Annotated in this window: 17 protein-coding genes and 2 pseudogenes; 9 read left to right on the top strand and 10 right to left on the bottom strand. The window is 57.3% G+C overall.

Annotated elements, in window-relative coordinates:
- The first annotated feature begins 22 nt into the window (after positions 1–22).
- From JQ575_RS07390 to JQ575_RS07370, 5 genes are all read left to right on the top strand, one after another.
- Entirely contained in the window at positions 23–406 is a 384-nt protein-coding gene (locus JQ575_RS07390; protein ID WP_212032555.1) for a response regulator transcription factor, read from the top strand.
- Positions 403–1,065: a chemotaxis protein CheC gene (locus JQ575_RS07385; protein ID WP_212032554.1), complete on the top strand. Its 663-nt coding sequence runs from the start codon at positions 403–405 to the stop codon at positions 1,063–1,065. Before JQ575_RS07390 ends, JQ575_RS07385 begins: the two co-directional genes overlap by 4 nt.
- Positions 1,052–3,379 (top strand): PAS domain S-box protein, encoded by a 2,328-nt coding sequence (locus tag JQ575_RS07380; RefSeq protein WP_212032553.1) that lies wholly within the window; start codon positions 1,052–1,054, stop codon positions 3,377–3,379. The genes JQ575_RS07385 and JQ575_RS07380 overlap by 14 nt, the downstream gene beginning before the upstream one ends.
- A gap of 99 nt (positions 3,380–3,478) precedes the next feature.
- Positions 3,479–3,865 carry a response regulator gene (locus JQ575_RS07375; RefSeq protein WP_212032552.1) on the top strand — a complete coding sequence of 129 codons (387 nt, stop codon included), beginning with the start codon at positions 3,479–3,481 and terminating at the stop codon, positions 3,863–3,865.
- A gap of 238 nt (positions 3,866–4,103) precedes the next feature.
- Positions 4,104–4,322 (top strand): hypothetical protein, encoded by a 219-nt coding sequence (locus JQ575_RS07370; protein WP_192740499.1) that lies wholly within the window; start codon positions 4,104–4,106, stop codon positions 4,320–4,322.
- Between the two features lie 445 nt (positions 4,323–4,767).
- Here JQ575_RS07370 and JQ575_RS07365 read toward each other — a convergent pair whose 3' ends face one another.
- Together JQ575_RS07365 and JQ575_RS07360 are read right to left on the bottom strand one after the other, a co-directional pair.
- On the bottom strand, positions 4,768–5,943 hold the full coding sequence (locus JQ575_RS07365; protein ID WP_212032551.1) for a zinc-dependent alcohol dehydrogenase: 1,176 nt from the start codon (positions 5,941–5,943) through the stop codon (positions 4,768–4,770).
- 927 nt (positions 5,944–6,870) lie between these two features.
- The gene (locus tag JQ575_RS07360) at positions 6,871–8,847 is read right to left on the bottom strand and encodes an AI-2E family transporter (RefSeq protein ID WP_212032550.1); all 1,977 of its coding nucleotides are present in this window, start codon (positions 8,845–8,847) and stop codon (positions 6,871–6,873) included.
- 535 nt (positions 8,848–9,382) lie between these two features.
- On the opposite strand from JQ575_RS07360, the gene JQ575_RS07355 reads away from it, so the two are divergent.
- Together JQ575_RS07355 and JQ575_RS46390 are read left to right on the top strand one after the other, a co-directional pair.
- On the top strand, positions 9,383–9,706 hold the full coding sequence (locus JQ575_RS07355) for a hypothetical protein (RefSeq protein ID WP_212032549.1): 324 nt from the start codon (positions 9,383–9,385) through the stop codon (positions 9,704–9,706).
- A 750-nt stretch (positions 9,707–10,456) separates the two neighbouring features.
- Positions 10,457–10,759 carry a CsbD family protein gene (locus JQ575_RS46390; RefSeq protein ID WP_409364769.1) on the top strand — a complete coding sequence of 101 codons (303 nt, stop codon included), beginning with the start codon at positions 10,457–10,459 and terminating at the stop codon, positions 10,757–10,759.
- 87 nt (positions 10,760–10,846) lie between these two features.
- Here the strand turns inward: JQ575_RS46390 and JQ575_RS07345 are convergent, their stop codons facing one another.
- The 4 genes from JQ575_RS07345 to JQ575_RS07330 form a co-directional block, all read right to left on the bottom strand.
- On the bottom strand, positions 10,847–11,044 hold the full coding sequence (locus JQ575_RS07345) for a hypothetical protein (protein ID WP_212032548.1): 198 nt from the start codon (positions 11,042–11,044) through the stop codon (positions 10,847–10,849).
- Positions 11,045–11,201: 157 nt separating this feature from the next.
- Positions 11,202–11,702: an NUDIX domain-containing protein gene (locus tag JQ575_RS07340; RefSeq protein WP_212032547.1), complete on the bottom strand. Its 501-nt coding sequence runs from the start codon at positions 11,700–11,702 to the stop codon at positions 11,202–11,204.
- A gap of 1,504 nt (positions 11,703–13,206) precedes the next feature.
- Positions 13,207–13,887, bottom strand: coding sequence for an OmpA family protein (locus tag JQ575_RS07335; protein ID WP_212032621.1), 681 nt, complete (start codon positions 13,885–13,887; stop codon positions 13,207–13,209).
- Between the two features lie 96 nt (positions 13,888–13,983).
- Positions 13,984–15,360 carry a caspase family protein gene (locus JQ575_RS07330; protein ID WP_212032546.1) on the bottom strand — a complete coding sequence of 459 codons (1,377 nt, stop codon included), beginning with the start codon at positions 15,358–15,360 and terminating at the stop codon, positions 13,984–13,986.
- Between the two features lie 1,176 nt (positions 15,361–16,536).
- Here JQ575_RS07330 and JQ575_RS07325 point away from each other — a divergent pair.
- Positions 16,537–16,987 (top strand): annotated as a pseudogene (locus JQ575_RS07325) (EmrB/QacA family drug resistance transporter); the annotation flags it as partial.
- Between the two features lie 73 nt (positions 16,988–17,060).
- Here JQ575_RS07325 and JQ575_RS07320 read toward each other — a convergent pair.
- A pseudogene (locus JQ575_RS07320) lies at positions 17,061–18,369 on the bottom strand (HlyD family type I secretion periplasmic adaptor subunit).
- Between the two features lie 409 nt (positions 18,370–18,778).
- A complete protein-coding gene (locus JQ575_RS07315) occupies positions 18,779–20,548 on the bottom strand; it encodes a recombinase family protein (protein WP_249166488.1) in 1,770 nt (589 codons plus the stop codon).
- A gap of 46 nt (positions 20,549–20,594) precedes the next feature.
- On the opposite strand from JQ575_RS07315, the gene JQ575_RS07310 reads away from it, so the two are divergent.
- Positions 20,595–20,795: a hypothetical protein gene (locus JQ575_RS07310; RefSeq protein WP_212032545.1), complete on the top strand. Its 201-nt coding sequence runs from the start codon at positions 20,595–20,597 to the stop codon at positions 20,793–20,795.
- A 1,003-nt stretch (positions 20,796–21,798) separates the two neighbouring features.
- Here the strand turns inward: JQ575_RS07310 and JQ575_RS07305 are convergent.
- Entirely contained in the window at positions 21,799–23,202 is a 1,404-nt protein-coding gene (locus JQ575_RS07305; protein WP_212032544.1) for an amidase, read from the bottom strand.
- 17 nt (positions 23,203–23,219) lie between these two features.
- Positions 23,220–23,981: an SDR family NAD(P)-dependent oxidoreductase gene (locus JQ575_RS07300; RefSeq protein ID WP_212032543.1), complete on the bottom strand. Its 762-nt coding sequence runs from the start codon at positions 23,979–23,981 to the stop codon at positions 23,220–23,222.
- Positions 23,982–24,017 lie beyond the last annotated feature (36 nt).

Here is a 24,017-nt window from a genome sequence, read left to right as displayed (position 1 = left end):
CGGGTCCTCTGCCGGAGAATTCATGCCCTACAAGCTCCTGATAGTCGACGACAGTAAGCTCGCTCGGATGTCCGCGGCCAAGGCGTTGAACGCCCTATACCCGGACTGGAGTCGCATAGAGGCGGCCAATGCTGACGAGGCCCTCTCGCTTGCCAAGCAGACTGCATTCGACGTTGCCCTTTTGGATTTTAACATGCCCGGGCGAGACGGGCTTGAGCTCGCTGCGGAGTTGCTGGCGCTTCACCCTTCGACGCCGCTTGCCGTAGTCTCAGCCAACCACCAGCAGGAAATTGTAGGGCGGGCAAGAGACATCGGAGCCGTTTTTCTCATGAAGCCCCTGAACGAGCAGGCATTGAGCGCGTTCCTACAAGACGCGGTGCGACGGCTCGAACAGGCGAAGGCATGACCGCAGGGTCCGCAGAACTGCTTGGTGAGCTACAACTCGACGCACTGACCGAACTCGTGAATATCGGTGTCAGCCGCGCCGCATCCAGTCTGCGCGAGATGGTCGGCTCACAAGTGCATCTGTCCGTGCCGAACGTTTCGCTCGAGACGCGGGCCGGCGCTATAGCCATTCTGGCCGAAAGGGAAATTTCGAACCTGGTCGCGGTCCATCAGGTCTTTGAGGGAGATATTACCGGCCGGGCGCTCCTGATCTTTCCTGAAACAAAAAGCCTGGAGCTGGTCCGGGCAATCACCGGCGGCGACCTGCCACTCGAGGATATCATCGAGTTGGAACAGGAAGCATTGGCGGAAACAGGCAATATTCTTCTCAACAGTTGCCTGGCGACGATTGCGAACATGCTCCAGCGCAGTTTGAAAATGTCGCTTCCCGAAGTGCTCCGCGGCAACGCCGCAACCTTTTTCAGTCTCGCGCCTCCTCCAGAGGCGGGCGACGTCGTAATGTTCCTGTACATCAACTTTGCCGTCCGAGAACGCGACATCAGCGGCTATATCGCGATGATCATGGATCTCCCGTCCCTAACTGCTTTAACGCATCTGCTGGACGACTTCATCCGACGAGCAACCGGTGAAACCACACAATCCCTCAATGATTCGGCTTGAAGACGAGCAGCTAGTTGCCGCTTTCGACGCCTTGGATTCTGGCGTCGTCGTGTTGAACAGCGACAAGCGTGTCGTCTGCTTCAACTACTGGTTTGAGTCCGCGAGCGGTATTTCCTCCCAGGAGGCCGCCGGCAAGACACTGGAAGAGTTGTTTGCAGGGCGCCCTCTGGCTCGCCTGACAACCTCGATCTCCGAAGCGTTCACCTTAGGCTCGTCTGCCTTTCTGACCTATATGCTCAATCGCGATCTACTGCCGCTTCGGACGAGAGCTGGTCTGCCGTTGATCCACAACGTTTCCGTGCGTCCTTTCGGGCCGCCCCCCTACTCTCACTGCCTCCTCCAAATTTCCGATGTCACCGCTGCCGCTCATCGCGATCGCATCCTTCGCGAGCGCCAAAACGCGCGCTATGATGCTGTCGTAGAAAGCGCATCAGATGCCATCCTGACGTTGGATGCGAGCGGCGTGGTTCAGTTCGCCAATTCCGCATCGCTTCAAGAAACGAGTTTCGAGCGCGCCGAATTGGTGGGGCGTCCGTTGGATCATTTGTTCGATGACCCTCGGCGATGGCAGGAACTTTGGGACCAGGTCCAGTCTGGAAAAGCGTCGTTGCGGGCAGTTGAATTGGTTGGGCGCCGCAAGGATGGTTCGCGCACTTTCCTTGATGTGTCTGCCTCTCGCTGGTTGAGCGACGGGCGCGTGTTCGTAACCGCGATACTGCGGGATATCAGTGAGCGACACGCCGCAGAAGAAGAACTTCACGAATTGAATGCGAGCCTTGAACAACGCGTCGCGGAGCGTACGCAAGAGCGCGACCGGATCTGGCAGGTCAGTCGGGATATGCTCGGCGTCGCAGCTACCGACGGCACCTGGATCAGCATTAACCCGGCCTGGACAACCGTCCTAGGGTGGTTGCCAGACGAGATCCGCGGCAAGACGTCGGAATGGCTTGAACATCCGGACGATCGGCGCAAGATGCGGGACGCCGTCGCTGCCCTTGCACTTCCCGAACAAAGCGCGGCGTTCGAAAGCAGCTTTCGCACACGGCATGGAGAATACCGCATCCTGACCTGGACTGCCGTCAACGTCGACGGATTACTTTATTGCGTAGCCCGCGATGTGACGGAGCAGCGACGCCAGCAGGACGCGCTGGACAAGGCGGAAGACGCACTGAGGCAAGCCCAGAAGATGGAAGCCGTAGGACAGCTAACCGGCGGCCTTGCGCACGACTTCAATAACCTCCTGACAGGCATTTCTGGCTCTCTCGAACTTCTCCAGATTCGGATAAGCCGTGGCAGGTACAAGGATGTCGAACGCTATATCTCAACGGCTCAAGGGGCCGCAAATCGAGCCGCCGCGCTCACACACCGTCTGTTGGCCTTTTCCCGGCGTCAAACCCTGGATCCCAAAGCAACAGACGTAAACCGGCTAGTCGGAAGCATGACAGACCTCATCAACAACACCTTGGGTCCGGAAATTGCGATGACCACGACCACCTCACCAGATCTCTGGACAACTCTGGTCGATCCGAACCAATTGGAAAACGCCCTTCTTAATCTTTGTATCAACGCCCGCGACGCGATGCCGGACGGGGGCAAACTGAAGATCGAAACGGCAAACTTCACGCTCGACAGCGCCGAAGCGTTTTCGTTTGAAATGCGTCCCGGCGACTACGTTGGTCTGAGCGTGGCTGATACAGGAACGGGCATGAGCGACGAAGTCGTCCAACGAGCCTTCGATCCGTTCTATACGACCAAACCCCTGGGGCAAGGAACCGGTCTGGGTCTCTCGATGATCTACGGGTTTGCTAAGCAATCCGGCGGGCAGGTCCGCATTTCGTCTTCCCTTGGGCAGGGCACTACGATTTCCTTGTTCCTGCCCCGGCACTCTGAGCAGGAGCACATCCCAAACGAATCCATCGATTTTTCATTGGCACCGCGGGCTGGCGCTGGCGAAACCGTACTTATTGTCGATGACGAACCTTCGGTGCGCATGCTGGTGGCAGAGGTTCTTGGCGAACTCGGATACACTGCAATTGAATCAGCAGATGGAGCGAGCGCCTTACAAGTCCTCCGCTCCGATACGCGTATCGATCTGCTCGTGACCGACGTAGGTTTGCCCGGTGGCATGAATGGACGTCAGCTCGCTGATTTCGGCCGGATTGCCCGACCGGCATTGAAAATCCTGTTCATTACGGGTTACGCCGAAAAAGCGGCCATGGGTGCGAGCGGTCTGGACAACGGAATGGCTATCGTTACAAAGCCGTTTGCGATGGAAGGCTTGGCGGCCCACGTAAAGGCCCTTCTGCTTCGTTAGACTTCCTAGAGGCAGCCCTCCGATCGTTTGCACTCGTTGAGGCGGAAAGGCGGACGCTCCCTTCGCCGGGTCTACCTACCGAAATGGATACGATCAAGAATGACGAGCTCACCAAGCTACTCAGTGTTACTCGTCGAAGACGAAGTAATGATCCGGATGATGGTGGCCGACATGCTCGAAGAGCTTGGCCACACCGTAGCGGGCGAAGCGGGTGAGATTAGCCAAGCCATCCAGCTCATCCAATCGATAGAGTTTGATCTTGCTATTCTCGATGTGAACCTCAATGGCCAGATGATTACGCCAGTGGCCGAAGTCATCAAAGCAAGTAGGCGTCCATTCATTTTCGCGACCGGATACGGCGCGGCCGGCGTCCCCGACGGCTACCGTGATCAACCAACCCTCCAAAAGCCTTTCACGATAGAACGACTCGCGGAGATGTTAGACGAAGTGCTGAAGGACCATGTCCGCCTAAGTGCGTCGTCTTAGACAAACTGCTCCTAGTTCCCCGTCAGTCCCAGCATCAGAATGGGAGGTCGTCTGCACGGCTGACACCTCGGTGCCAAGCTGCCGCCACGCTAAAGCTTGACTGAAGTTAGAGTTCACCGGCTCCAAACCAAGAAGCTTCGTATAGCGAATCCCCACACCGAGTTCCACTCAGGCTTTGGAACCCTTACCACTTTTTCCCGTTGTCGAGGTAATTCCACCCCTTGCTCGTGTTAAAAGCATGAAGGACTTTGCGGATGCGTCATTTTCTCCGGAAGCGATCCAGGTGATGGATATCGCGCTCCAGGATGCCGTCAACGCACTGCCGGAGCCGGTCAGTTCACACATCATCCATCGATTGGCAGAAACAATCCTTCGACTCGTCCGGGATGGCGAATGCGATCCACTCGTTTTGCAGCGGTTAGCGTTGCTTGAGCTCCAGATCGGGCCGGACAGCTGACGTTGGCGGAGGGACCTTGAGCAATTTTTGGAATAATGTCAGGCGCCAGATTGCCAGTACTCTCCATCCAACAATGATTTTGGCCGCGATAGCGACGTTTTTGGCTTGGGTGGTCACCGATCTGCTCAGAGCGACTTTTGGCTAACGTTACTTTTCGCGCAATTCTGGAGGCCCGCGGGAACGTCGGACGTCGCCCTCTGACGGGGGAAACTGGGGCGAAAGAAGGTTCGAGAGCTGACCTAAGTCGGCAATCCATGGAAGGCCGGATAGAAGCGTTCATGCACCAGCAACATCGGGTCAGAAGCGAAGAACTCCGAAGATGAGGAGAAGGACGACCGTAACGACGGCCGAGAGGATGAGCGAGCCGAAGCAGCCCACCCGGTTTGAAAAGAAGAAGAACATGTGATTTCGCCAAACCTCAAATCGTACAGTTCGCTAGCTGGAACTATCGTCCGGGCCGCAACACGACCTTGATCACACCCTCCTTCTTGTCCCGGAACTTCTTATACATTTCCGGCGCGTCTTCGAGGCTCGCAGGATGCGTTACGACGAAGCTCGGGTCGATATCGCCAGCTTCAATGAGCTTCAGAAGCGGCTTCGTATAGGCCTGGACGTGGGTTTGGCCGGTCTTGATCGTGAGCCCCTTATTCATGGCTGCGCCGAGCGGTATTTTGTCGGCCATGCCTACGTAAACGCCGGGTATTGAGACCGTACCCGCCTTGCGGCAGCACATGATCGCCTCGCGGAGAACGTGAACCCTATCCGTCGCCAAAAATGTTGCAGCCTTCACTTTGTCAAGTACGGCGTCGGTCGCGCCGTGACCGGATGCCTCGCACCCGACCGCATCGATGCAGCTATCCGGACCGCGCTTGTGAGTCCGTTTCATGAGTTCATCGTAGACATCGGTTCTCGAGAAATCGATAGTCTCGGCACCGCCGGCTTCAGCCATGGCCAGCCGCTCGGAGACTTCGTCGATAGCGATCACGCGTCCGGCTCCAAGCAGCAGCGCGGAGCGGATCGCGAACTGCCCTACAGGACCGCAGCCCCAAATTGCCACGGTGTCGCCCGGCTCAATCTGCGCATTCACGGCGGCCATATAGCCGGTGGGGAAGATATCCGACAGGAACAGCGCCTGCTCGTCAGTCACATTGTCTGGTACCTTAAGCGGGCCCACATCAGCCATCGGAACGCGGAGATACTCGGCCTGTCCACCGGCGTATCCGCCCAGCATATGGCTGAAGCCGAACAGCCCAGCAGGCGATTGACCCATGGCCTTCGCGGCCATTTCGGCATTCGGGTTGGTCCGGTCGCAGCAGGAAAACAGTCCTTTCTGGCAGAACCAGCACTGGCCGCAGCTGATGGTGAAAGGGACGACGACGCGATCGCCGATCTTTAGATTTTTGACTTCGGAGCCCAGTTCAATCACCTCGCCCATGTTCTCATGGCCGAGGATATCGCCGCTTGCCATGGTCGGCTGATAGCCATCAAGGAGATGGAGGTCGGAGCCGCAAATTGCGCAGGCGGTAATCTTGATCACCGCATCTCGCGCGTGCTGAATCTTGGGATCGGCCACCGTGTCGACGCGAACGTCGCCTTTGCCGTGCCAACACAATGCGCGCATGGTCGTTCTCCTTTGCGGAAACGGCATGCACAACCCTGGTCCATGTCGTCTGAGCGCAACAGGCTCATGCCCCAAACGTTCCAAATGCTGCAAGACGATTCATAGCCGCAAAGTTCGACAGCGCGCCTCTTCAAACAAGCCAAGACTAATCGCCGGCGGCCCCGCTGTTCGGCATCAACTGCTTCGACTTTATGCCCCGCGTCTTTGCTTTAGAACCCCCAAGCGGCCCTTATGGCTGACGACGCACCGCCTAAGCATGAGCCCAATGGAGAGGACTGACTTCCCCGCCGCTCGCAACTCAAGAAGCCGCCGGTCGTCCTCCTCGGCCCATTTCGTATTGCTTTTACGCGCCATTGATTGAGTCCAGTTGAACGAAAGATAGGATTTTGCGTCGTTAAAAAGGCTCCGGAATTCTCCGGAGCCTGACTTTCGAAGAGATATCTGCGCCCTTCGATCCGGTCACATTTCAACTTCGACGCTGATCCACGAGTTCCTCATAGGTAGCGAATTATCCAGCCCAACCGACCATAGTATATGCGTGTCATCGTGCGGACCGGGCCTACTGAGGCGTCTAGCGGTTCTCGCAGGCTCGGTTTCGGCCGATCGCCCATCGGCGATGACTTCGGCACCCCCGACCCAAACAAGAATACTTGCGCCCAAAGTTACGATTAAAACGCCTGCCGCGCCGTTACCCGAGCTGCGCTGTTAGTTCGCAGTCAGCACCGATCAGGCCTCGCCAACGCTAACGTCACCGCCGTCACGAGTTTCGCCAGTATCCTGCCAAGCAAACTTGGCATCCGCCCATAGCGGCGAACAGCGCCTAATTAGCCCGATCGATGCAATCGCGTTTTAGGTGGAAAGATGAGCATACTCTGCCAACCGAAAGGTCGATGCTGCGGTAGCACTTCACTGGTGACGTTGCCGGAGTTAAGCCGCCGTTGTTGCGGATAATTCGTCATGCTTTGTCTTCAGACTGTCGACGTTCAAGCCCGTGGCCTCAATTGCCAGTTTGATCGCTTCGCCGAGGTTGCTCGCGATCAGATCAGCTTTTGCTGCCTCGCGGAGCCGCTCGAACTCTGCCTGATCAATGTCCTTAAGCCAGCAGCACAGAATTATGAGTGCTTTCGGCAATTTTCGACGAAGACGTCGAACGGCATAGCGCATATGAGCGGGTCCAGTCCCATCCAAGTAGACTAGGCAGACTATCGAAACACCGTCTGTCTGGAGCCGAAAGATATTGGAGGTTGTCAGCGCTTCGGGTCCCTCGGCGCGAGCCGTCAGCCCGTGTGCCGTAGACAGCTGCGCCAGCATAATGGCGGCGGCTTCATCAATTAGACTACGCCCACCCATGCATACAATTGGGCATTCGCTCTGCCATTCGCCTGGCAAATCCTCCTTGCTGACGATTGGCAGATTTGCGTATGGCGCGTCTTCAGCCACGCTCTCTACCGCCGAGGTCGCTTCTGCGTCCGAAGTTGAGCGGACTTTTTGCGCCGGACGATCGTCCTGATCAGAAAGGTTGTTGGCAAACTCGATTGCCGCATCTCTAATTTTTGTCAACCGTTCCTGATCGAGAGCGCCGCGTTCTGCATCCGCTTGAGCCAATTGTAGGCCCTTCAAAGCTACTTCATCGTAATAGGAACTAAGGGATCTCTCCTTCAAAAACTCTTCCGCCTTGTCGGACGCTTCGGTTGGATCTCCCGCAAGCATCCGCTGATAGAAAATCTCAGGTGGGGAAAGCGCGGGCCGGTCACCAAACATTACGTCAAGAAATGCTAAGCGTTCCACATGCCGCCCAAGCACCACTAGGCAGACAGTTAAGGGAGTCGCCAACACCAGTCCGATTGGACCCCAAAGCGCCGTCCAAAACGTGGCAGATGCAACAACGGCTACTGGGGAGAGCCCAGTGCTGTGACCATAGACCATTGGCTCGATCACGTGCCCAACAATCGGCTCCACAATTAGAAAGAGGCCAAGAGTCCAGAGCAGCATCGACCACGTCGGATCCACGGCAACGGCAAGAGCCAATGGAAAGGCCGCGGCGATAGCTGCGCCGATGTAGGGCACGAACCGCAAAACCGCCGCTAAGATTCCCCAGAGGATGGCACTGGGAACACCTATGAACCATAGGCCAGCGCCAATGACTACGCCGAACGCTCCGTTCAACAGGAGTTGGATAAGGAAAAGCCGACTGAGGCGTCTGGCCGCGTCGTCGAGTGCTGCCGTTGTTCGTTGCAGGTCATGCGACCCTGCCAGCCGAATGAGCCGATTACGGAGGTCTTCCCGTTGAAGCAAGATGAAAATCACAAAGATGATAATGATACCCGTCGTAGCGAGTGGGTGCAGGAGTGGCGAGATTAACGCCTGCAAGCTCTCCAGAGCACCTGGATCCGGTTGCCGCACCTCTACGGGCACCGGCGTAAGCGGCGCTTTGGGGTTGACTATCGTACTCGCACCGAGCGTGGACCCGGCGTCTTTCGGCTTATCGAGTTCTTTACTCAAATCCTTCAGCATTCCGGAGGCCCGTTCGAGTGTGCCCCGGCCAGCCGTCGTGTCCCGAAACAGTTGAATCTTCTCACTGATCGTCGATTGATAGCGCGGCAACTCACTAGCGAGTTGCGTTAATTGCGACGCAAGGAGGCTGCCTATTGCAAACAGCAATGCAAAGGCAAGGACGACGACACTTACGACCGCAATCGCGCGGGGAACGCGCGTTCGTTGAAGCAATCCCACAAGGGGGGCCAGAACAAAACTAAGCAGAATTGCCAGCGCGATCGGGATGACGATGTCGCGTCCGAAATAGAGCGTCATCACGATGATTACAGCCAGGATCGCGGTCGCTACCGCACTTTGCAGTGCAATCAATTCCTCTGAGGTGCGCGCTTTGAAGGGCTGATTAGCCATTTTGACCTCTGTTTAACGGCAGACGACTGGTTCAGGTTTCGGCGCATCTTCCATCCTGCTGAACTTTTCCGATGAGGCGACTAGAACAATGTATTCGATGGCGGACGTTACGTCCGTTGTCGTTAGGTCGACCATACGTCCGTTGCAGGAACTCCAATGAATACTGTGAGCCATGCGGGCCAATTGCCGGCCTTGATCCAAGACGGTTGAGAAAGTGCTCTCTCTGCGATGGGCTATAGTCATAGGGGCGCTCGACAGTGCATGCACGATATCCTGAGTTGCCAAGGAGATGTTGCAGCGCGGGTTGAACGAGGAAAACTGTCCTTCGTTCCTGTCCCTTGGGGGGCACCAACAACGAAACGATTGATTGCCGCGGCCCGGATGGAGGCGGCCATTCTAAATGGAACGATCAACGTCGCGCTTGTCGTTACGAATATGAACGGCTGTTCAATAACTTACGCCAATTTAATGTCGCACATCGGAACGGAAGCTATGCGTATCAATTAGCACTCCACATGTAACCGGGAGTGTTCAAATGAATAAGTTAGCTATCGTATTTGCCGTCGGTGCAGCAGCCCTGCTCGGTGGTTCCGCCGCAAATGCTGCGGACAATACGGCGAAGGCGAAAGCGTCAACCGCGTTAACGCAGCAATCTACCGATATCAGTTCTCAGCGTCGGCACTATCGCCACTACGGACATCGTGGCTATCGTCCATATTACGGCAACAGCTACGGCTATTACGCGCCCCGTCCCTACTATGGTGGCGGATACGGCGGCGGACCGTACTATGGCAGAGGCTATGGTTATGGTGGTCCGAGCGTTTCGTTCGGCTTCGGCGGTGGCCCGGGCTGGTACTAGCAACAAGAAAGCCCGCAGTGATGCGGGCTTTTTCTTTGCTGCGAAAGAAGAACGCCGCGGGCGCAGCCTCGGGCCGAAAAAATCAACGGCCTTGGCAGAGTTATAGGCGTGAACGTTCGACCGGCAGATCTCAACGCGGAAGTCTCGTTTTTGAGATCCGGCTTGTGACCAGCTGGAGGGGACGCATTGGACTTTCGTTCATCCTGCATGCATTCACGCCGTCCGCGCACTCATATCGTAACAAGGCACACGCACGGGACAGGTGACCACGAACTCCCGCGGGGTGGACGGATCAGCCCCGTCCCGCTCGCAGCATACGCTCCGTGCCCCAGGAACGTTTTCCCTAGTCGGAATGCTGGATGACAGGGCTTTTGGAGAAGAAATGCAAAAAGAGCGTAATCCAAGTCCAGATCTCGGGCTAGGTACGACAGTGCTGGCGGGAATGGGTGGAACCGTTTTACTAGCGGTGCTTTTTCTAGTGTTTTCTTTGAGCGGGTCCCACATCGCCGACAAATCCGATGCGAGGAAGATAGTGAGCTACTCGATGCGTCCCACTCCTCCTGTAGCGTCGCCTCATAGATGACTGCCAATTCTGTTTCATTCGCCTCAGAAAGATCTTGCCGTTTGCGATTACCCCTCGCTGCGACCCGGGATGTGATTTAGCTGAGGTTCACCAGACATTTTATCTACCATCCATTATCGGCACTGGTGTTCGAGAGCCGACATACCGGGCGAAGACTCCGTTTACGATTGATCGACAATCAGCAGGTACGCCACTGCCGGTTCCAAGACCGAGGACTGAGTCACCAAATCGTTAGGCAACTCGGGCGCTCGCCCTTCGTTACAACCGCACACAAAGGAGAGTTTGTCCTGGATAAGGACCGCATTGAAGGTGCCGCAAAGCAGGCAAAAGGCACGATCAAGGAAACCATCGGTAAGCTGACGGGCGATAGTAAGACCGAAGCCGAAGGAACTGCAGATAAGGCTGAGGGCAAGGTGCAGAATACCGTCGGCGGCATCAAAGATAAGGCTCGCGAAGTGCTCAACAAGTAAAGTATCGACCTTGGGTCGTTAAAAGCCGGACGTATGGGTTAATCCCGTACGCCGGCTTTTTTGCAACGTTAATCACCCCTGCCACTTTCAAAACCCCTTCTTCTTACTCTTGTCGAATTTGTCGAATTTCCAAGTCCAGTACGGGCGGTCGGGATAACGCTTCTTCCTGGGCAGCTTTACGATCGGTAGGCGCTGCTCGCTACCGTCGGCAAAAGTCTTGACGATGAAGCGCTCCTCACCCTCTTGGACGATCTCGATACTGAGGGGAGTTTTCGCCATGGCCATCAAGTGCAACGATCATACGATGGTTCCTAAAGAGTAGGACCGTCTGCCGGGTATCACGCCCAATGAAGTCGAGCGCAGTAGTCGGCCGACGCGGCAGGACATGGTGAATTTTTGACGATACGGCGCTGGGCGCGGCGATGGAAAACACGCTCTCTCGCTAGTGATCAGCTTTCGTCAATCTGACCAATCCCTCTAACAGACGAGCGATAAAGAGGACCTGACCCTTCAGAATCTTTAGGCGCGCCTCGTACTCGTTGAACCAAGCTGCCCGATCGAGCTCGGGAAATGGCTGGCGCCGCCCGGATCGCGGTGGCCATTCCATGTCGAACGTATTGCTTCGCATATCCGCAGGATCCCAGTCACCTTGAATAGCCCAAGCGTGAACCACCTTCCCGCCCGCTTGCTTCACCGCGCCGAGCGGGATGAAATCTCCCGTCGGATGGTGCCCGGTCTCCTCGGCAAACTCACGCCGCGCGGCCGCAAGTGGCTCCTCGCCGGGAGAGATCAGCCCTTTCGGTATGCTCCACGCACCAGCATCCTTACGGCTCCAGAACGGGCCCCCCGCTTGGCCGAGCAGGAACTGGATGTCACCATCACGGTTTTTGAACAGGAGAAGACCCGCACTCTCAGCCTTAGGAGATGAAGCTTTTTCCGGCAACGACACCTCCCCCACAACCGTCACTCGTAGTCTAATGCGAAAGAAACTTGCTGCGCAGGTTTATCGAAGTGAGGCGCAGAAGACAAAAACCATTACGCAAATTGCGCCTACCCTGCTTTGAAGCAAGCAAGCGAAACATCTAAACCGAAATATAGCGGAGGGAAATCCAAAACGGTCCCAGCCTATCTAAACGAAGTGTTCCTCAACTTTGCAGGCTCGGTGCTTGACGTGTAAGACTTGAGCATGCCAACCAAAGCTCGTGCCGCAAACGGCCCTGCGTAGCGCGCTAGCTGGCGATTTCCATACAATCCTCACAATTGGGTGTCTGCCGCCCTTTAACCGCCCAAATCCATACTGAGGCTACCGCTGATACCGATCTAGGGCAGCAGATGATCAGGACGGTCTGGCTTGCGATTGTATGTCTAGCGCTGCTCAGCGCCTTGACTGTCGGCAAGGCGGTTAGGACGCCTGCCGAGCTCGCAGCCGCAGAGATATCACCAGACGGGTCGACGGTCGGCATTGCTGACGCTGAACACGCACTCAGCAAGGCCGATCGACTTGAGATTAACTACGTGCGTCAGGAAACCCCGCCCCAAGTTGTCTTGCAGCCAATCGAGCCAACCGTACCTGTCGTAATTCCGCCCAGCCCGCCGGTGGAAACCAAGATTATAAGCCGACACTGGCGCGATCCTCATGCCTTTTCACCTGCGCTCAGAGATTCGCGACGAAGCGAAGTCAGGAAGACAAGAAAGAATGTCGACCGCAAACGAAATCAAGCTATGGACCAATCCAGACTTGAACCATTGAAGACGTGCAGCCGGCTTGGTCCTTTTGGCGATCTGTTAAGAGCTGTGAATCTGTCGCCCGCATGCGCGTCGTAGGGTTCACTCAAATAGGACAACCGATGACAGCTGGAACTGGTCCGACGCCAATTGCTCGCGATCAGTTAAGAGTATTATGGGATGGAGCCATTTGTGGTTTTGTTTGCCGCCGATATTGTCCCGCCCACTTGCCCCAGGGCTCGAACTTGGACCCGATGATTAAGAGTCAGCTGTCATAGGAAGACCCCTCTCATTTCGGCTCATTACGCGAATTGATGAGCCAAGCAGATCGTACCCTCTCAACACACTTGTCTTCTGCTGATGTCTTCTGCTGACGTTTGAGCGCTTAGCTCGATGTGCTCACAATGGTTGGGTCTTAGATTTTCTTTGATCTCTTGGTGCACACATCGTGCACACGCCAGCCTCTAACTGTTTGAAAAACATGATCTCGCTCCAATCGTCATAAGCAAGTTCGAGCTAGGTCCAGCAAATAACGCCCAACTTGGTCATAGTGACAATCAAGTGTTCGCCCCATTCCCCTCGCTGGAGGGGGAGGAACAGGGATCGAACCTTCTCCATGTGCCTTGAGTAGGTAAGAAGATACCGGAGATTTTGGCAGTTTTCGGAACCAATTTTTAGCCGGAGGTCGCCTGCAGCAGCCTCAACTGGCCGGCTTGGAAATCCTATTTCGACGCTGTGGCCTTATTTTCCATGTTCACGACCTGGACGCGGCGGTTGGCTTCTGCCATCGGCTGGTTCGGGTCCTTGAGCTTGCTCCGGCCGTATCCAACAGCCACCAGATCCGCACCATTAATGCCGTATCTGAGGACGAGATAGCGTTTGATCGAGTCGGCGCGCCGTTCGGAAAGGTCTTGATTGTAAGCTTCGCCGCCCGTGGCGTCGGTGTGACCGGCGACCACGAAGGTCGAGCCCTTCAAGTCAGAATTGGACAATGCACGACCGAGCGCCTGAACCGACGGCAATGACTTGGAGCTGATCTCGGCGGAGTTGTAATCGAACGTGATTTCCAAATCAATTTTGGGCTTATTCTTGACCAAGTCCGCAATCTCTTCGCGCTCGCTGACGGATAGCGAACGGGTGAGGCGGCCACGGACCTTCTGGACGATCTGCCCTTCGGCCGCCGCCGCGGCCGGATCAACTTGTGGCTGACCGACCGACAGGCCGCGGGTCAGTGGCTTCTTTTCCGGCGCCAACGCGCGCAGGATCTGATCTTCGGTGACGTTCTTGTCATTTGCCTTTTCCTCAGCGAAGGCCGTTCCCATGCTCAAGGAAAGTGCGGCGCCGATCGTCGCGATCGAAAGGATCGAGGTAAGGGTCTTGGTTCTGCCAGGGTGCTTTATCATCGCTAGTTCCTCATGCGCACTTCCTGCGCGGTTAAATACACAAAGCAAAAGACTTCCCAGGCGCCGTGAGTCGCGACGGCGCCTGCTTCGAGTAAGCTAACGGAGCATCCCTCCCATAACTCCTCCGATGAAGCCACCAGGGCCGCCACCGCCATTATGACGCCGGCCACCGCCACCGCCCCCTCGTTTACGTCGCGGACGGTCTTCGTAACTCGAACTGGCGGTCGGCGCAGCCGCCACGATCTCGGTCAACAGGGCCTTGTGCTGCAGCCTGTTGAGGTAACCGCTCTTGGGGTAGCCGCGGGCGGCCTGCCAGCGGCTAATCACCGAACGAGTGCTTTCGTTGAACGTGCCAGTAACCTTGGTGTCGAAACCCAGTCCGTTAAGCCGGCGCTGCACGTCGCGGCGCTGGCCCTTGTCGAGGCCGATCTGGTCCTCGGTGGTCTGGTTGGCTTCGTCCTTGAACGTCGCCGGATCGATGCCGGTGGTCAGGTTGCGCGTGGCATTGTCTGGTTTGCTCTCAAGGGAGGCGATCCGTGCCAGCGCCAGCGATTTGAACTGACCGTTGGGATAGCTCGACACGTAGGCGTTGAGCTCTTCCGGCTTGTTGGAGTCCTTGATCGAGCGCCAGAACTCGAGCTCGACGTCGCTGCCCGGTGCAGCGGCGACCACCGCGGGAGCGGTTCCGGGCGCGGCAGGCGCGGGCGCACCGTTCAGGTAAACCGCGCCGGTCAAATTGGTATTGCCCCAGGGCAATTGACCCTTGCTGGTTTCCTCCTGGATCTGCGCGCGGACCTTGGTCATCGCCTGCTGGAGCTCAATGCCGGGCTGGGTGAGGTTGGCGAGCAGCGCGCGCGTAAACGGGCTGTTGCTGCCTTCCTTGCCGTCAAGTGCGGTCTGCCCGGGGCCGGTCGCAAACGCGATCAGCGTGCCTTCGCCGGATTTCATTTCGGCAAGGCCGGTCTGTACCGCCACGCTGCGGGTAGCAGCGTTCGACTTGAGCTTGGCGGCGAACGGATTGTCGCGGCAGGCATCGAGGAACACCAGCTTGACCTTGGCATCGCCCATGGTCTGGTCGAGCGTGAGGTCGATGTTGATGGCGGCGCCGAGCTTGACGTCCATCTCGGATTTGATGTCGGCGTCGATCGGCAGCAGATAATTGGTGCCGCTAATGGCGATGCCGTGGCCAGCATAGAAGAACACGGCCACGTCGGCGCCCTGCGCCTTCTTGCCGAAATCGAGCAGCTTTTCCGTCATCTTGTCGCGGGTCAGGTTGGAGCCTTCCACCACTTCAAAACCGACATTGCGCAAGGCGGCTGCCATCGCCTTCGCGTCGATCGACGGATTGGGCAACGCGGCAACGTTCTTGTAAGTGCCGTTCCCCACCACGAAGGCGACACGCTTCTCGGCGCTGGCGGCGCCAGCGGTCACGATCATGCAGGTCAGGGAAAGCAGGAGGGCTGGGAAGCGCATCTGAAAATCCTCCAGGAAGAAGCAAAAAAAGAATTTTGGTTTTAAAATTGAGCCCAGACTACGTAAAATCCACGCCTGGTTATGTCTGCGCTCGGGGAAACGATGCATCGTAGGTTCAACGAATTGGCATAGCAATCGATTCCGCAGTAATGGTTTCTTACGCCGGGAAAAGTCAGTAGTTCTACGGTTTTTCTAAGCGAACAAGTATCAACTATTACTCCCGATCTTCCGTCGCATGCACAGCGAACACACAATGAAAGCTTAGGGCGACCGAATGAGATCGCCCAAGCGCATGCCCCCTTCTTGCAAACAACTGTCGCATCTCGTTCAAAAACCTAGAGCCCTCCACTTTATCGGGCACTAGACCTGTACTTGGCGTAAGGTCCCGACTGCTCCATCACTCTGACGAGCGAACAAAGGCCCCAGCGCCTTACGCAACGCTTCCGGAGGGCATTGGTGGTTTTCAACGGAAGCGGGAAAAAGTGGAAAATTCCTAGCCCGTTTGGAACGGCGCCCGGCGTCCTGAATTAACGCCGCGTCGTATGCGCCCCCTGACGCCCGTGAAACTTGCGATGGCTGGAAGTAGGAACAAGCCTTGGACGGAGGAAGATGATCGCAGGCTGCTTGAATTACGAAGCAGCGGCAGATCTTATCTTTCAATAGCGGTGGCCATGAGACGCTCGGTCTCTGCAGTTAGAGGTCGCCTGTCTATTGTCCGAGCCCGGGTGAGTTCCACTACAAACTCGCTGGAGACCGATGCGTAGCGCCTTACAGCTCCTGTCGCTCACCCAATTGGGTGACCGTCAAAAACCCCGCTTCTCCCGCGATGCTCGCAGGGATGCGTCGTGACGGCTCATTTTAAACCGCGGCATTACAGCAATTTTAGGTGACGCCATATCAAAACCGCCGTTGGACGGAAACCGAGATGGCCGCACTGCGTTGAATGATTCAGGCCAGAATGGACGTCCAGAGCACCGGCAAAGGAACTGCAGAGGTCATTTTGTGGGAGTCCAAGCCAAAGCCAAATAACTTTAGCTTGCCTCGCGCCGCATAAGAGTATGATCGTGCATGAAGGCCCCTTTCGGGAAAACGACATTATGATCGCGACCATTTCCGGCTTATTGGCGTGGATGATTACCCTTGGTCTACGCACGGCTTTTGGTGGCTAAATCCACCATCGTGCGCGCGATCGGCCAGGCCATGGTGCTGACGCCGCTGAGCTCGGTGACCACGGGCGATTTCGCGCCGCAGGATGCCGCCGCGGCGTCGGGAATCAGCAACATGCTACGCAATCTCGGCGGCGCCATCGGCACCGCTGTGCTCGCCACCGTGATCACCAAGCGCGAGCAATCTCACTCCAACATTATCGGCCAGTCGGTGACTCGGCCGCGCGGAGGTGCGGAGCCGAATCGCACAGATCACGGACTATTTCCTGGCCCACGGCGTCTCCGACCCCGCCACCGCGCACAAGCAGGCGATCGTTGCCCTCGGCAAGGCCGTGAAGCATCACGCTCTGGTGATGGGCTTCAGCGATACTTTTGCGGTGATCGGCCTCGTGCTGGTGCTGGCTGCGCTTGCAGTGGTGCTGACGCGCAAAGCCAAGGATGTGGCTGGCGGCGCCCATTGAATTGAACAGCGAAGCGGCAACCGTGTGATTTGCGTATGAGACTCGTGCCGCCCATCAAAGTCCGGCAAAGGTACTATCGTTCGCGAAATGCCCGGACAACCTGGTCGAACATCGGCTTGGTCAAGTAGGAGCCAACCGTCCGGTCTGCCGTCTTGATAAACGCTTCGACCGGCATGCCGGGCACAAGCTTGACCTCGCCGAGACGCGCCAGCTCATCAGGCGCGATGGCAATGCGCACGGTATAGTAGGTGATGCCGGTGCGCTGCTCCGTGGTCACGTCGGCCGACACCCGGCTGACGACCCCAGTGATCTCCGGCGTCGTCCGCTGGCTGAAGGCAGAAAACCGCAACGCGGCGGCCTGCCCGATCCGCACCTGATCGATGTCTTGCGGCGCCACCCTCGCCTCGACTGTCAAACGCTCGGAGTCCGGACGATCAGCATCAACTGCTCGCCGGCACTGACCACGCCGCCGATCGTATGGACATTCATTTCGTGGACGGTGCCTGAAATCGGAGCCCGGATGTCAATCCGCCGCAACTGGTCTTCGGCCGCCACTTTCCGCTCCGCGTATTCACCCGCCTTGCCGTCGATCTCACGCATTTCACGGCCGACCTCGCTGGCCAATTCGCGATCGATCTGGGTGATCTGAAGTTCGATCTCGGACACCTTGCCGCGTCCCTGCGCCGCCGCCGCGATCAGCTGTGCCCGTTCGCCATCGAGCCGCGCCGCTTCGCGCTCGAGCGCGGTCAGGCGGTTTATCTGGATCAGATGCTTGCTCCAGAGTTGGCGCACCCATCCAGTTCACGGTTGACCAGATCCAGTTCCTGCGATTTGGCCGCCTGCTGGGCACTGATGCCGACCGCTTCCTCGTTGAGCTGCGCGATACGCTCGCGCAGCTGTCGTTTTTGACCGAGCCGCGTGGTGTTGCGCAGTTCGAACAGACGCTGCTCATCGGTCATCAGCTCGACAACGCTTTCCTCCTGCCGCCGGTCCTTGAACGCCGAGGGCCATGACACTTCCGATGCGCCGTCGCGTTCGGCCCGCAACCGCGCGCGGCGCGTCGTCATTTCATCCAGCGTCTTCGACACGATCTGCAGATTTGCCCGCGTCATGGTTTCGTCGAGCCGGACCAGGAGATCGCCGGCCGTCACGGCCTTGCCATTGGTCACCGCAATTTGCCCAACGACGCCGCCGGTCGGATGCTGAACCTTCCGTGCGTTGGATTCGACCACGACACTCCCCGGCGCGATCAGGGCGCCTGAAATTTCGGTGGTTGCAGCCCATCCGCCGATGCCGCCGGCGACGAGCATGATGGCAGCCAGCCCCACCGCGATATGTCCGCGAATTGACGAACGAGGGTCAATCAGATCAGTGTCGGTCATCGCTCATCCCTGGACGGCCTGAACAACTTTGGGCGCGCTGACAGGCCCCTCGCGCCGCAGCACCTTGGCCAGCACCTCGTCCTTGGGACCTCCGAGCAAGTGCCCAGGAGCGGCCTTTATCAGACGGCACGATAAGGCTCGGCCGCCCTCCTAGGCCACCACGTAAGCCCTCTGGGGCCGTATGGTCGGCACGGGCCACACGGGCCCTCTGCGGGGAACATGGAGGCTCGGTAAAATTTCTGCAAATCGTAAAACTCTACTTGCCTCGTCGGGCAAATCACTGGTTTATGAAGCGGTGGTCTAGCAGTCGCATACGGAGCCAGCTCAATGTCTGAACATCTCGGTAGGTCTTCAGAACTAGTCGAAATATCCAAACTGAACGGCAGCTTCAAAAGGAACTACGGAACGTTCATCGGGGCCTATCTGGATTTGCGCTCCCTGAATGCCGCGCGTGGTCGGTCTTTTCTTTGGACCGGGTTGATTTCAGTGGCTTTTTCCGTTGCGCTGGCCTGGCTGGCGAAGCACGGCCTAGCCTGGTTAGACGCCGAATGAGTGATTTCACCAGCGCATCGAAGGTTTCGAAACTCTCCGGCCCATGAGGCAAGCGGGCCATTTCCGTAAATCTCGTCAACGATCCCGTCATGTCCGTGGTTCGAAACAAGAGATAGTCGAGCACAGCTTCATTCCGCTCACCCAATCTGACCGCAACGATCCACCCCTCGGGCGTACCAACCCGACGCTTGATAGACCAATGCGGAGCGAACGTCTCTTGCTCCCCCCCATGCCACCGCGCCAAAAAAAAGGACACACCCTCCTTGTTTACGAGCAAGCAATCCGGACCTCCACCGAACGCGAAGCGGACGGATGCGTTTCGGAACGCATCTGCTAACTGCGCTGCAAGCCCAGCAAACAGGTCGAGCCACCGTTGCCGAGTATCGATGTGGTTGCAGTCACGCTTGGACGTATAGCCCACGAGGCTGTAGGCTTGGCGCAGGCTGCCGAAATGATCAATGTAGGTTTTAGCGCAGGGAACACCCACCGTTGCGTTGATAATTGCCGGACTAAGGCGCCCTCGCTTCAGCAGCGTTCGACGCAGGCGCGTCAACATCTCTGCCTCCGAAATATCAACGCGACGATCTAATATCGTCTTCCTTACCTTGAAGAACACCTCTGGCTGAACAATCGGTTCGAGACAGCCCTCGCTTCTGATCCAGAGATCGGGCGGGTTGCTTACCTTCTTCTCTCGTAGCTTGAACGATTGACGGTTGTAGATGAGATTTCCGATGTAGTTTTCGTTCCTGAGAATTCTACCTATCTGAGCGCGATTCCACGGCTCTTTCGAGTTAGTGGGTATGAATTTCCGATTGAGTTCTCGCGCAATGGCCGTTTCGGACTTCAACTCCAGGAATTGCTGGAAGATCCACCTCACCACCCGGACCTCGTCGGCTGCGCCGGGCCGCAGTCTGACATGGTCGGTGATGAGATACTTGCGGTCGCCATCGTTCAATACCCCCTTTGACTGCAGCTTCTCATCGACCAATTCTCGCCGCAGAGCGTAGCCGGTCGGGGCGCCGAACCTGAATCCCATTCGCACGAAGCGGCAGACACCCGCGTGCACTTTTACAGATAGCTCGCGGCTATATTCCGCTGCCATCACCCTCTTAAGGTTCTTGACGATGCTTGAGAGCATGCTGCCATCATTGTCGAACTGCTCGGCGCAATACGCGACTTTAATGCCCGCTTTCTTACAGACGTACTCGTAGTAAGCGCTTTCATCAACGTCCTGGAAGCGTCCCCATCGACTTACATCGTATACAAGTACGTGCGCAAAGTCGGCGTGCCCGCTGCTAACGTCATCGAGCAGCTGCTTCAAGCCAGGCCTATTTTTTAGCTGAAGTCCGCTTTCACCTTCGTCGGGGTAGGTTCGAACAATCGTCAGATCATGAGCATGCGCATATGCCCCTATGACAGCGGCCTGATTCTGAATAGAATATCGCTGCTTGTCGGTGGACATGCGTACATACTGTGCGGCGCGATGGCCGCTTTGTGATCTCGGCAATTGGACGTTTCGAACCACGAGCGCATTGGCTGCCATTGTATGGCTCTGCTTTGCAAGATCGCCGTCGACACTGGTACCGTGGCGGAATGGCGTTTCCTGGCCGTTATGAAATCGCGCCAATATTGACCTCAGTTAGTGCTAGACTTTCCGAATATTGGAGGCACCAATGTCAGACCAGGCTGTCGAAATTCTCATCACCAACGCGATCCACACGGCCTTCATAAAGTATCCCGAAGGTGATGGTGGCCCGAACCTCGACTATGAGTGGATCGCGCCGGACCAGAGCACTCACATCGCCAGAGCAATCCTTCAGGATCTCGCGGCCAACGGATACCAGATTGTGAGAAAGGTTGCCGGTGCCCGTTAGAAATGAAAATGCCAAGATTACGGCCGGCGCCATCACCGCCGTTATTATCGTCGCCCTTCTTGCGGTGATTGCTCTCGGCTTTCTTTGGATACCGCCCCCACTATGAATGCGGATAGGCTGGCTGGCAGCGCGAACTCGGCGCGCAAGTCTTCGAAGGGCGACAGCTTCTTACGCTCCGGAGCGTCGACCTCGCCGAATTGTACCACGGTCTGAACGCGACATGTCGGCGATCACGATGGCATCTGACAGCAGCGGCGTTCTCGGTTCGATTCGAAACCGCCGATGTACTGAAGAGCGCGCCAGCCGGAGCGTTTTGAGAAAAGCGCGAACCGCATTTCGCGTATGAGATGTTATGGAAGAAGTCGGCCGGTGGCCGAGGCCGAGCGCGCCTCAACATATTTCATAGCCGTTCATTCCGCGAATTGAACCCTTAGCGACTGAGCGGTGCAAACCCGCAGCCTGCGGATCCGAAACATCGACACGCCGCTGACACCGCAGCGCGTTCGATCCAGTCTGCTTGCGTTGGTTGTCGCTAGATTTTCTTTGATCTCTCGGTGCACACATCGTGCACACGGCGCCTGCTAACTTATTGGAAAACTTGAATTCTCGCTCCAATCCATCATGGGTGCAACGGAAAAGCGATAGTCTTGATATTTCAACAGCTTATCTTACTCTCTCATTGGGATGAATACCGAACGTGTGCACCCCAAACTAGACGAAATTGCACACGCTTGTACCTGGTTTGATGTCTCGGTGCACACGCAGGACCCGCAATCCGCGGCGTCATTTTGGGTGGTGCAGAGGCATCGGCAGGCTTAGCTGCAAAATCGTAGTCGGCGGGCTTGGAATCGAGCTCGGTTACTCCCTTCGCAATTTCGCTTCGGAACGAGCTCTGGAAGCCGTCGTCATATTTTGGGGGGCGCGAGTAGACACGACATCGATAACGGTTGGCTGCACTGCTGAGAAATAATAGGCCGTGCACGGTGTGCCCACAGCCAACACATCATCCGATGGGAGGCCGCCCTGTATGCCAGTCCGTCGCTGACTGAAAGGCGTGTGCGGCGCGCGCAAGCACCTCCTCGGAAAGATGGCGACCGACCAGTTGCATGCTCAGCGGCATCTGATCTGAAGCTATCCCCGCAGGCAGCGTAATCGTCGGGCTGCCACTGAAATCGAATACGGCTGTGAACCGCAGAATACTCAACAACACACCGGGATCAGCGCCGTACTCACTCATCTTTGCAAGCGTCGGAATCGGCATGGGCATCGTGGGGACGAGCAACAGGTCGATGTCCTCGAACATTGCCGCCAGGCTGCCGGAGAACTTCAGCCGCTCGTGATGAATGGCTGCGATCTCGACACCGCTTACCGATCTGCCCTGTTCGATCAACTGCGCCAGGTCCGGGCCGTACTCGGACCTGCGCGACGGATACGTCTCCAGGTGAGCTTCCGCGGTCTCCACCGAGCACATCGGTATCCAATGACTGACGAGCTTCTCGTAAGAGGGGAATCGAACCTCACGGATTTCTGCGCCGAGATCCGCCAACGTGCGCTCGGCTTCCAGCAAGGCGGCTACAACCTGTGCATCCACGCCTTCTTGCGTGTATTTGCGATCGACGCCAATCCTGAGACCGCGCACGCCATCTGCAATCCGAACCAGATAGTTTGGAACCGGAGCCCGCAAGGCGGTTGGATCGTTTGCATCCGCGCCTGCGATGACGCCCAGCATCGCAGCGGCATCCGCCGCACTTCGGCACATCGGACCGACATGATCGAGCGAGTCCGCCAACGGGAAAACGCCGTATCGACTCACGCGGCCCCATGTCGGCTTGATTCCGGTCAACCCGCACGTCGCCGATGGAAACCTGATCGAACCGCCGGTGTCGCTGCCGATCGATCCGTAGCAAAGCCCGGCAGAGGTTGCGACGCCCGATCCGCTCGATGAAGAGCCGACCCAGTAGTTGGCGTTCCAGGGATTGAGCGGCGCCTGCTCGTCCGGATGATGGCTGGTATAGGCACCTTCCGTCATCTTGAGCTTTCCGAGCGTGACGGCGCCGGCGCGCTCAAGCCGGTCAACGATCGTCGCATTGAACGGCGGCACGAACTTCGCATGAATCCTCGTGCCGCCTGCGGTCGGCGCAAACGTCGTGTAGCACAGGTCTTTCAAGCCGATCGGTACGCCATGAAGGGGGCCGCGCCAGATGCCCTTGGCGATCTCGCTGTCGTGTTGCTTTGCCTGCGCCATGGCCCGCTCCGCCAGAACAACGGCATATCCGTGCAGGATTCCATCGAGCTTGCCGATACGGTTCAACGCCGCTTCGGTAACCTCCGACGGCAACAGCTCCCTGCGCCGAAACAGTTCGGAGAGTTCGGATATGGATTTGTAGTGCAGCTCATCCGCAGACATATCGACACCCGCCACGGCTAGAACTGGACGCCGCGCGTCAAGGCCCCGTCCACGACAAGGTTCGTTCCGGTGATAAAGCTTGCGGCGCGGCTCGCAAGAAACACGACGCCGTTCGCCATCTCCTGCGGCGTGCCCATCCGGCCGGTCGGATTGAGCGCCAGCGCGGTCTTGTACAGTTCGGGATTGTTGTCCTTGATCATGTTCCAGACCCCGCCTTCGAAATAGGTGTTGCCCGGAGACACGGAATTGGCCCGTATGCCCTTGCCGGCCAATTGGTTGGCCAGGCCCTGCGTATAATGGATGATCGCGGCCTTGAAAGTGCCGTACGGGCCGCTCGCGAAATCCACCTCCCGGCCCGAGACGCTGGAGATCGTCACGATCGCTCCCGCAGCGCTTTTCTCGAGATATGGCATCGCGGCATTCACCAGGCGTACCGTTCCCATCATATCCGTGGAGAATTCCTTCTCCCAGCTCTCCTCGTCCTGCCCGATGGAAAGCGCGCTGACATTGGCGACGACGACATCGACGCCGCCGAGTTTCGCTGCCATATCGTTCACCCAGGCCTTGAGAGCCGCACCATCGGACACATCGAGCGCGCCGCCAAAGGCCGCAGCGCCTTTTGCCTTGAGCGCTGCGACGGCGCTATCCACGCCCGCCTGATTGCGGGAACATATGCCGACACTGGCACCCTCGGCCACGAAGGTTTCGGCTATCGCCCTGCCGATCCCCCTGGTGCTGCCCGTGACGAGAACCTTGGCTCCCTTGAGTCCTAAATCCATGTTCGATTCCTTCCCTGTCTACCGGATTTTGGGCGG

Origin of the sequence: Bradyrhizobium sp. JYMT SZCCT0428, from assembly GCF_018131075.1 — a bacterium.
Taxonomy (GTDB): domain Bacteria; phylum Pseudomonadota; class Alphaproteobacteria; order Rhizobiales; family Xanthobacteraceae; genus Bradyrhizobium.
The sequence above is the reverse complement of the archived record's forward strand: the minus strand, read 5'-3'. Positions and strand labels throughout refer to the sequence as shown.

Excerpts from the sequence above, each read along its gene's own strand:
- JQ575_RS07300 (WP_212032543.1), bottom strand. The coding sequence starts at position 23,981 with ATGGATTTAGGACTCAAGGGAGCCAAGGTTCTCGTCACGGGCAGCACC.
- JQ575_RS07375 (WP_212032552.1), top strand. The coding sequence starts at position 3,479 with ATGACGAGCTCACCAAGCTACTCAGTGTTACTCGTCGAAGACGAAGTA.
- JQ575_RS07345 (WP_212032548.1), bottom strand. The coding sequence starts at position 11,044 with ATGGCCATGGCGAAAACTCCCCTCAGTATCGAGATCGTCCAAGAGGGT.
- JQ575_RS07330 (WP_212032546.1), bottom strand. The coding sequence starts at position 15,360 with ATGCGCTTCCCAGCCCTCCTGCTTTCCCTGACCTGCATGATCGTGACC.
- JQ575_RS07355 (WP_212032549.1), top strand. The coding sequence starts at position 9,383 with ATGAATAAGTTAGCTATCGTATTTGCCGTCGGTGCAGCAGCCCTGCTC.
- JQ575_RS07385 (WP_212032554.1), top strand. The coding sequence starts at position 403 with ATGACCGCAGGGTCCGCAGAACTGCTTGGTGAGCTACAACTCGACGCA.
- JQ575_RS07310 (WP_212032545.1), top strand. The coding sequence starts at position 20,595 with ATGTCAGACCAGGCTGTCGAAATTCTCATCACCAACGCGATCCACACG.
- JQ575_RS07335 (WP_212032621.1), bottom strand. The coding sequence starts at position 13,887 with ATGATAAAGCACCCTGGCAGAACCAAGACCCTTACCTCGATCCTTTCG.
- JQ575_RS07380 (WP_212032553.1), top strand. The coding sequence starts at position 1,052 with ATGATTCGGCTTGAAGACGAGCAGCTAGTTGCCGCTTTCGACGCCTTG.
- JQ575_RS07360 (WP_212032550.1), bottom strand. The coding sequence starts at position 8,847 with ATGGCTAATCAGCCCTTCAAAGCGCGCACCTCAGAGGAATTGATTGCA.
- JQ575_RS07365 (WP_212032551.1), bottom strand. The coding sequence starts at position 5,943 with ATGCGCGCATTGTGTTGGCACGGCAAAGGCGACGTTCGCGTCGACACG.
- JQ575_RS07305 (WP_212032544.1), bottom strand. The coding sequence starts at position 23,202 with ATGTCTGCGGATGAGCTGCACTACAAATCCATATCCGAACTCTCCGAA.
- JQ575_RS07390 (WP_212032555.1), top strand. The coding sequence starts at position 23 with ATGCCCTACAAGCTCCTGATAGTCGACGACAGTAAGCTCGCTCGGATG.
- JQ575_RS07370 (WP_192740499.1), top strand. The coding sequence starts at position 4,104 with ATGAAGGACTTTGCGGATGCGTCATTTTCTCCGGAAGCGATCCAGGTG.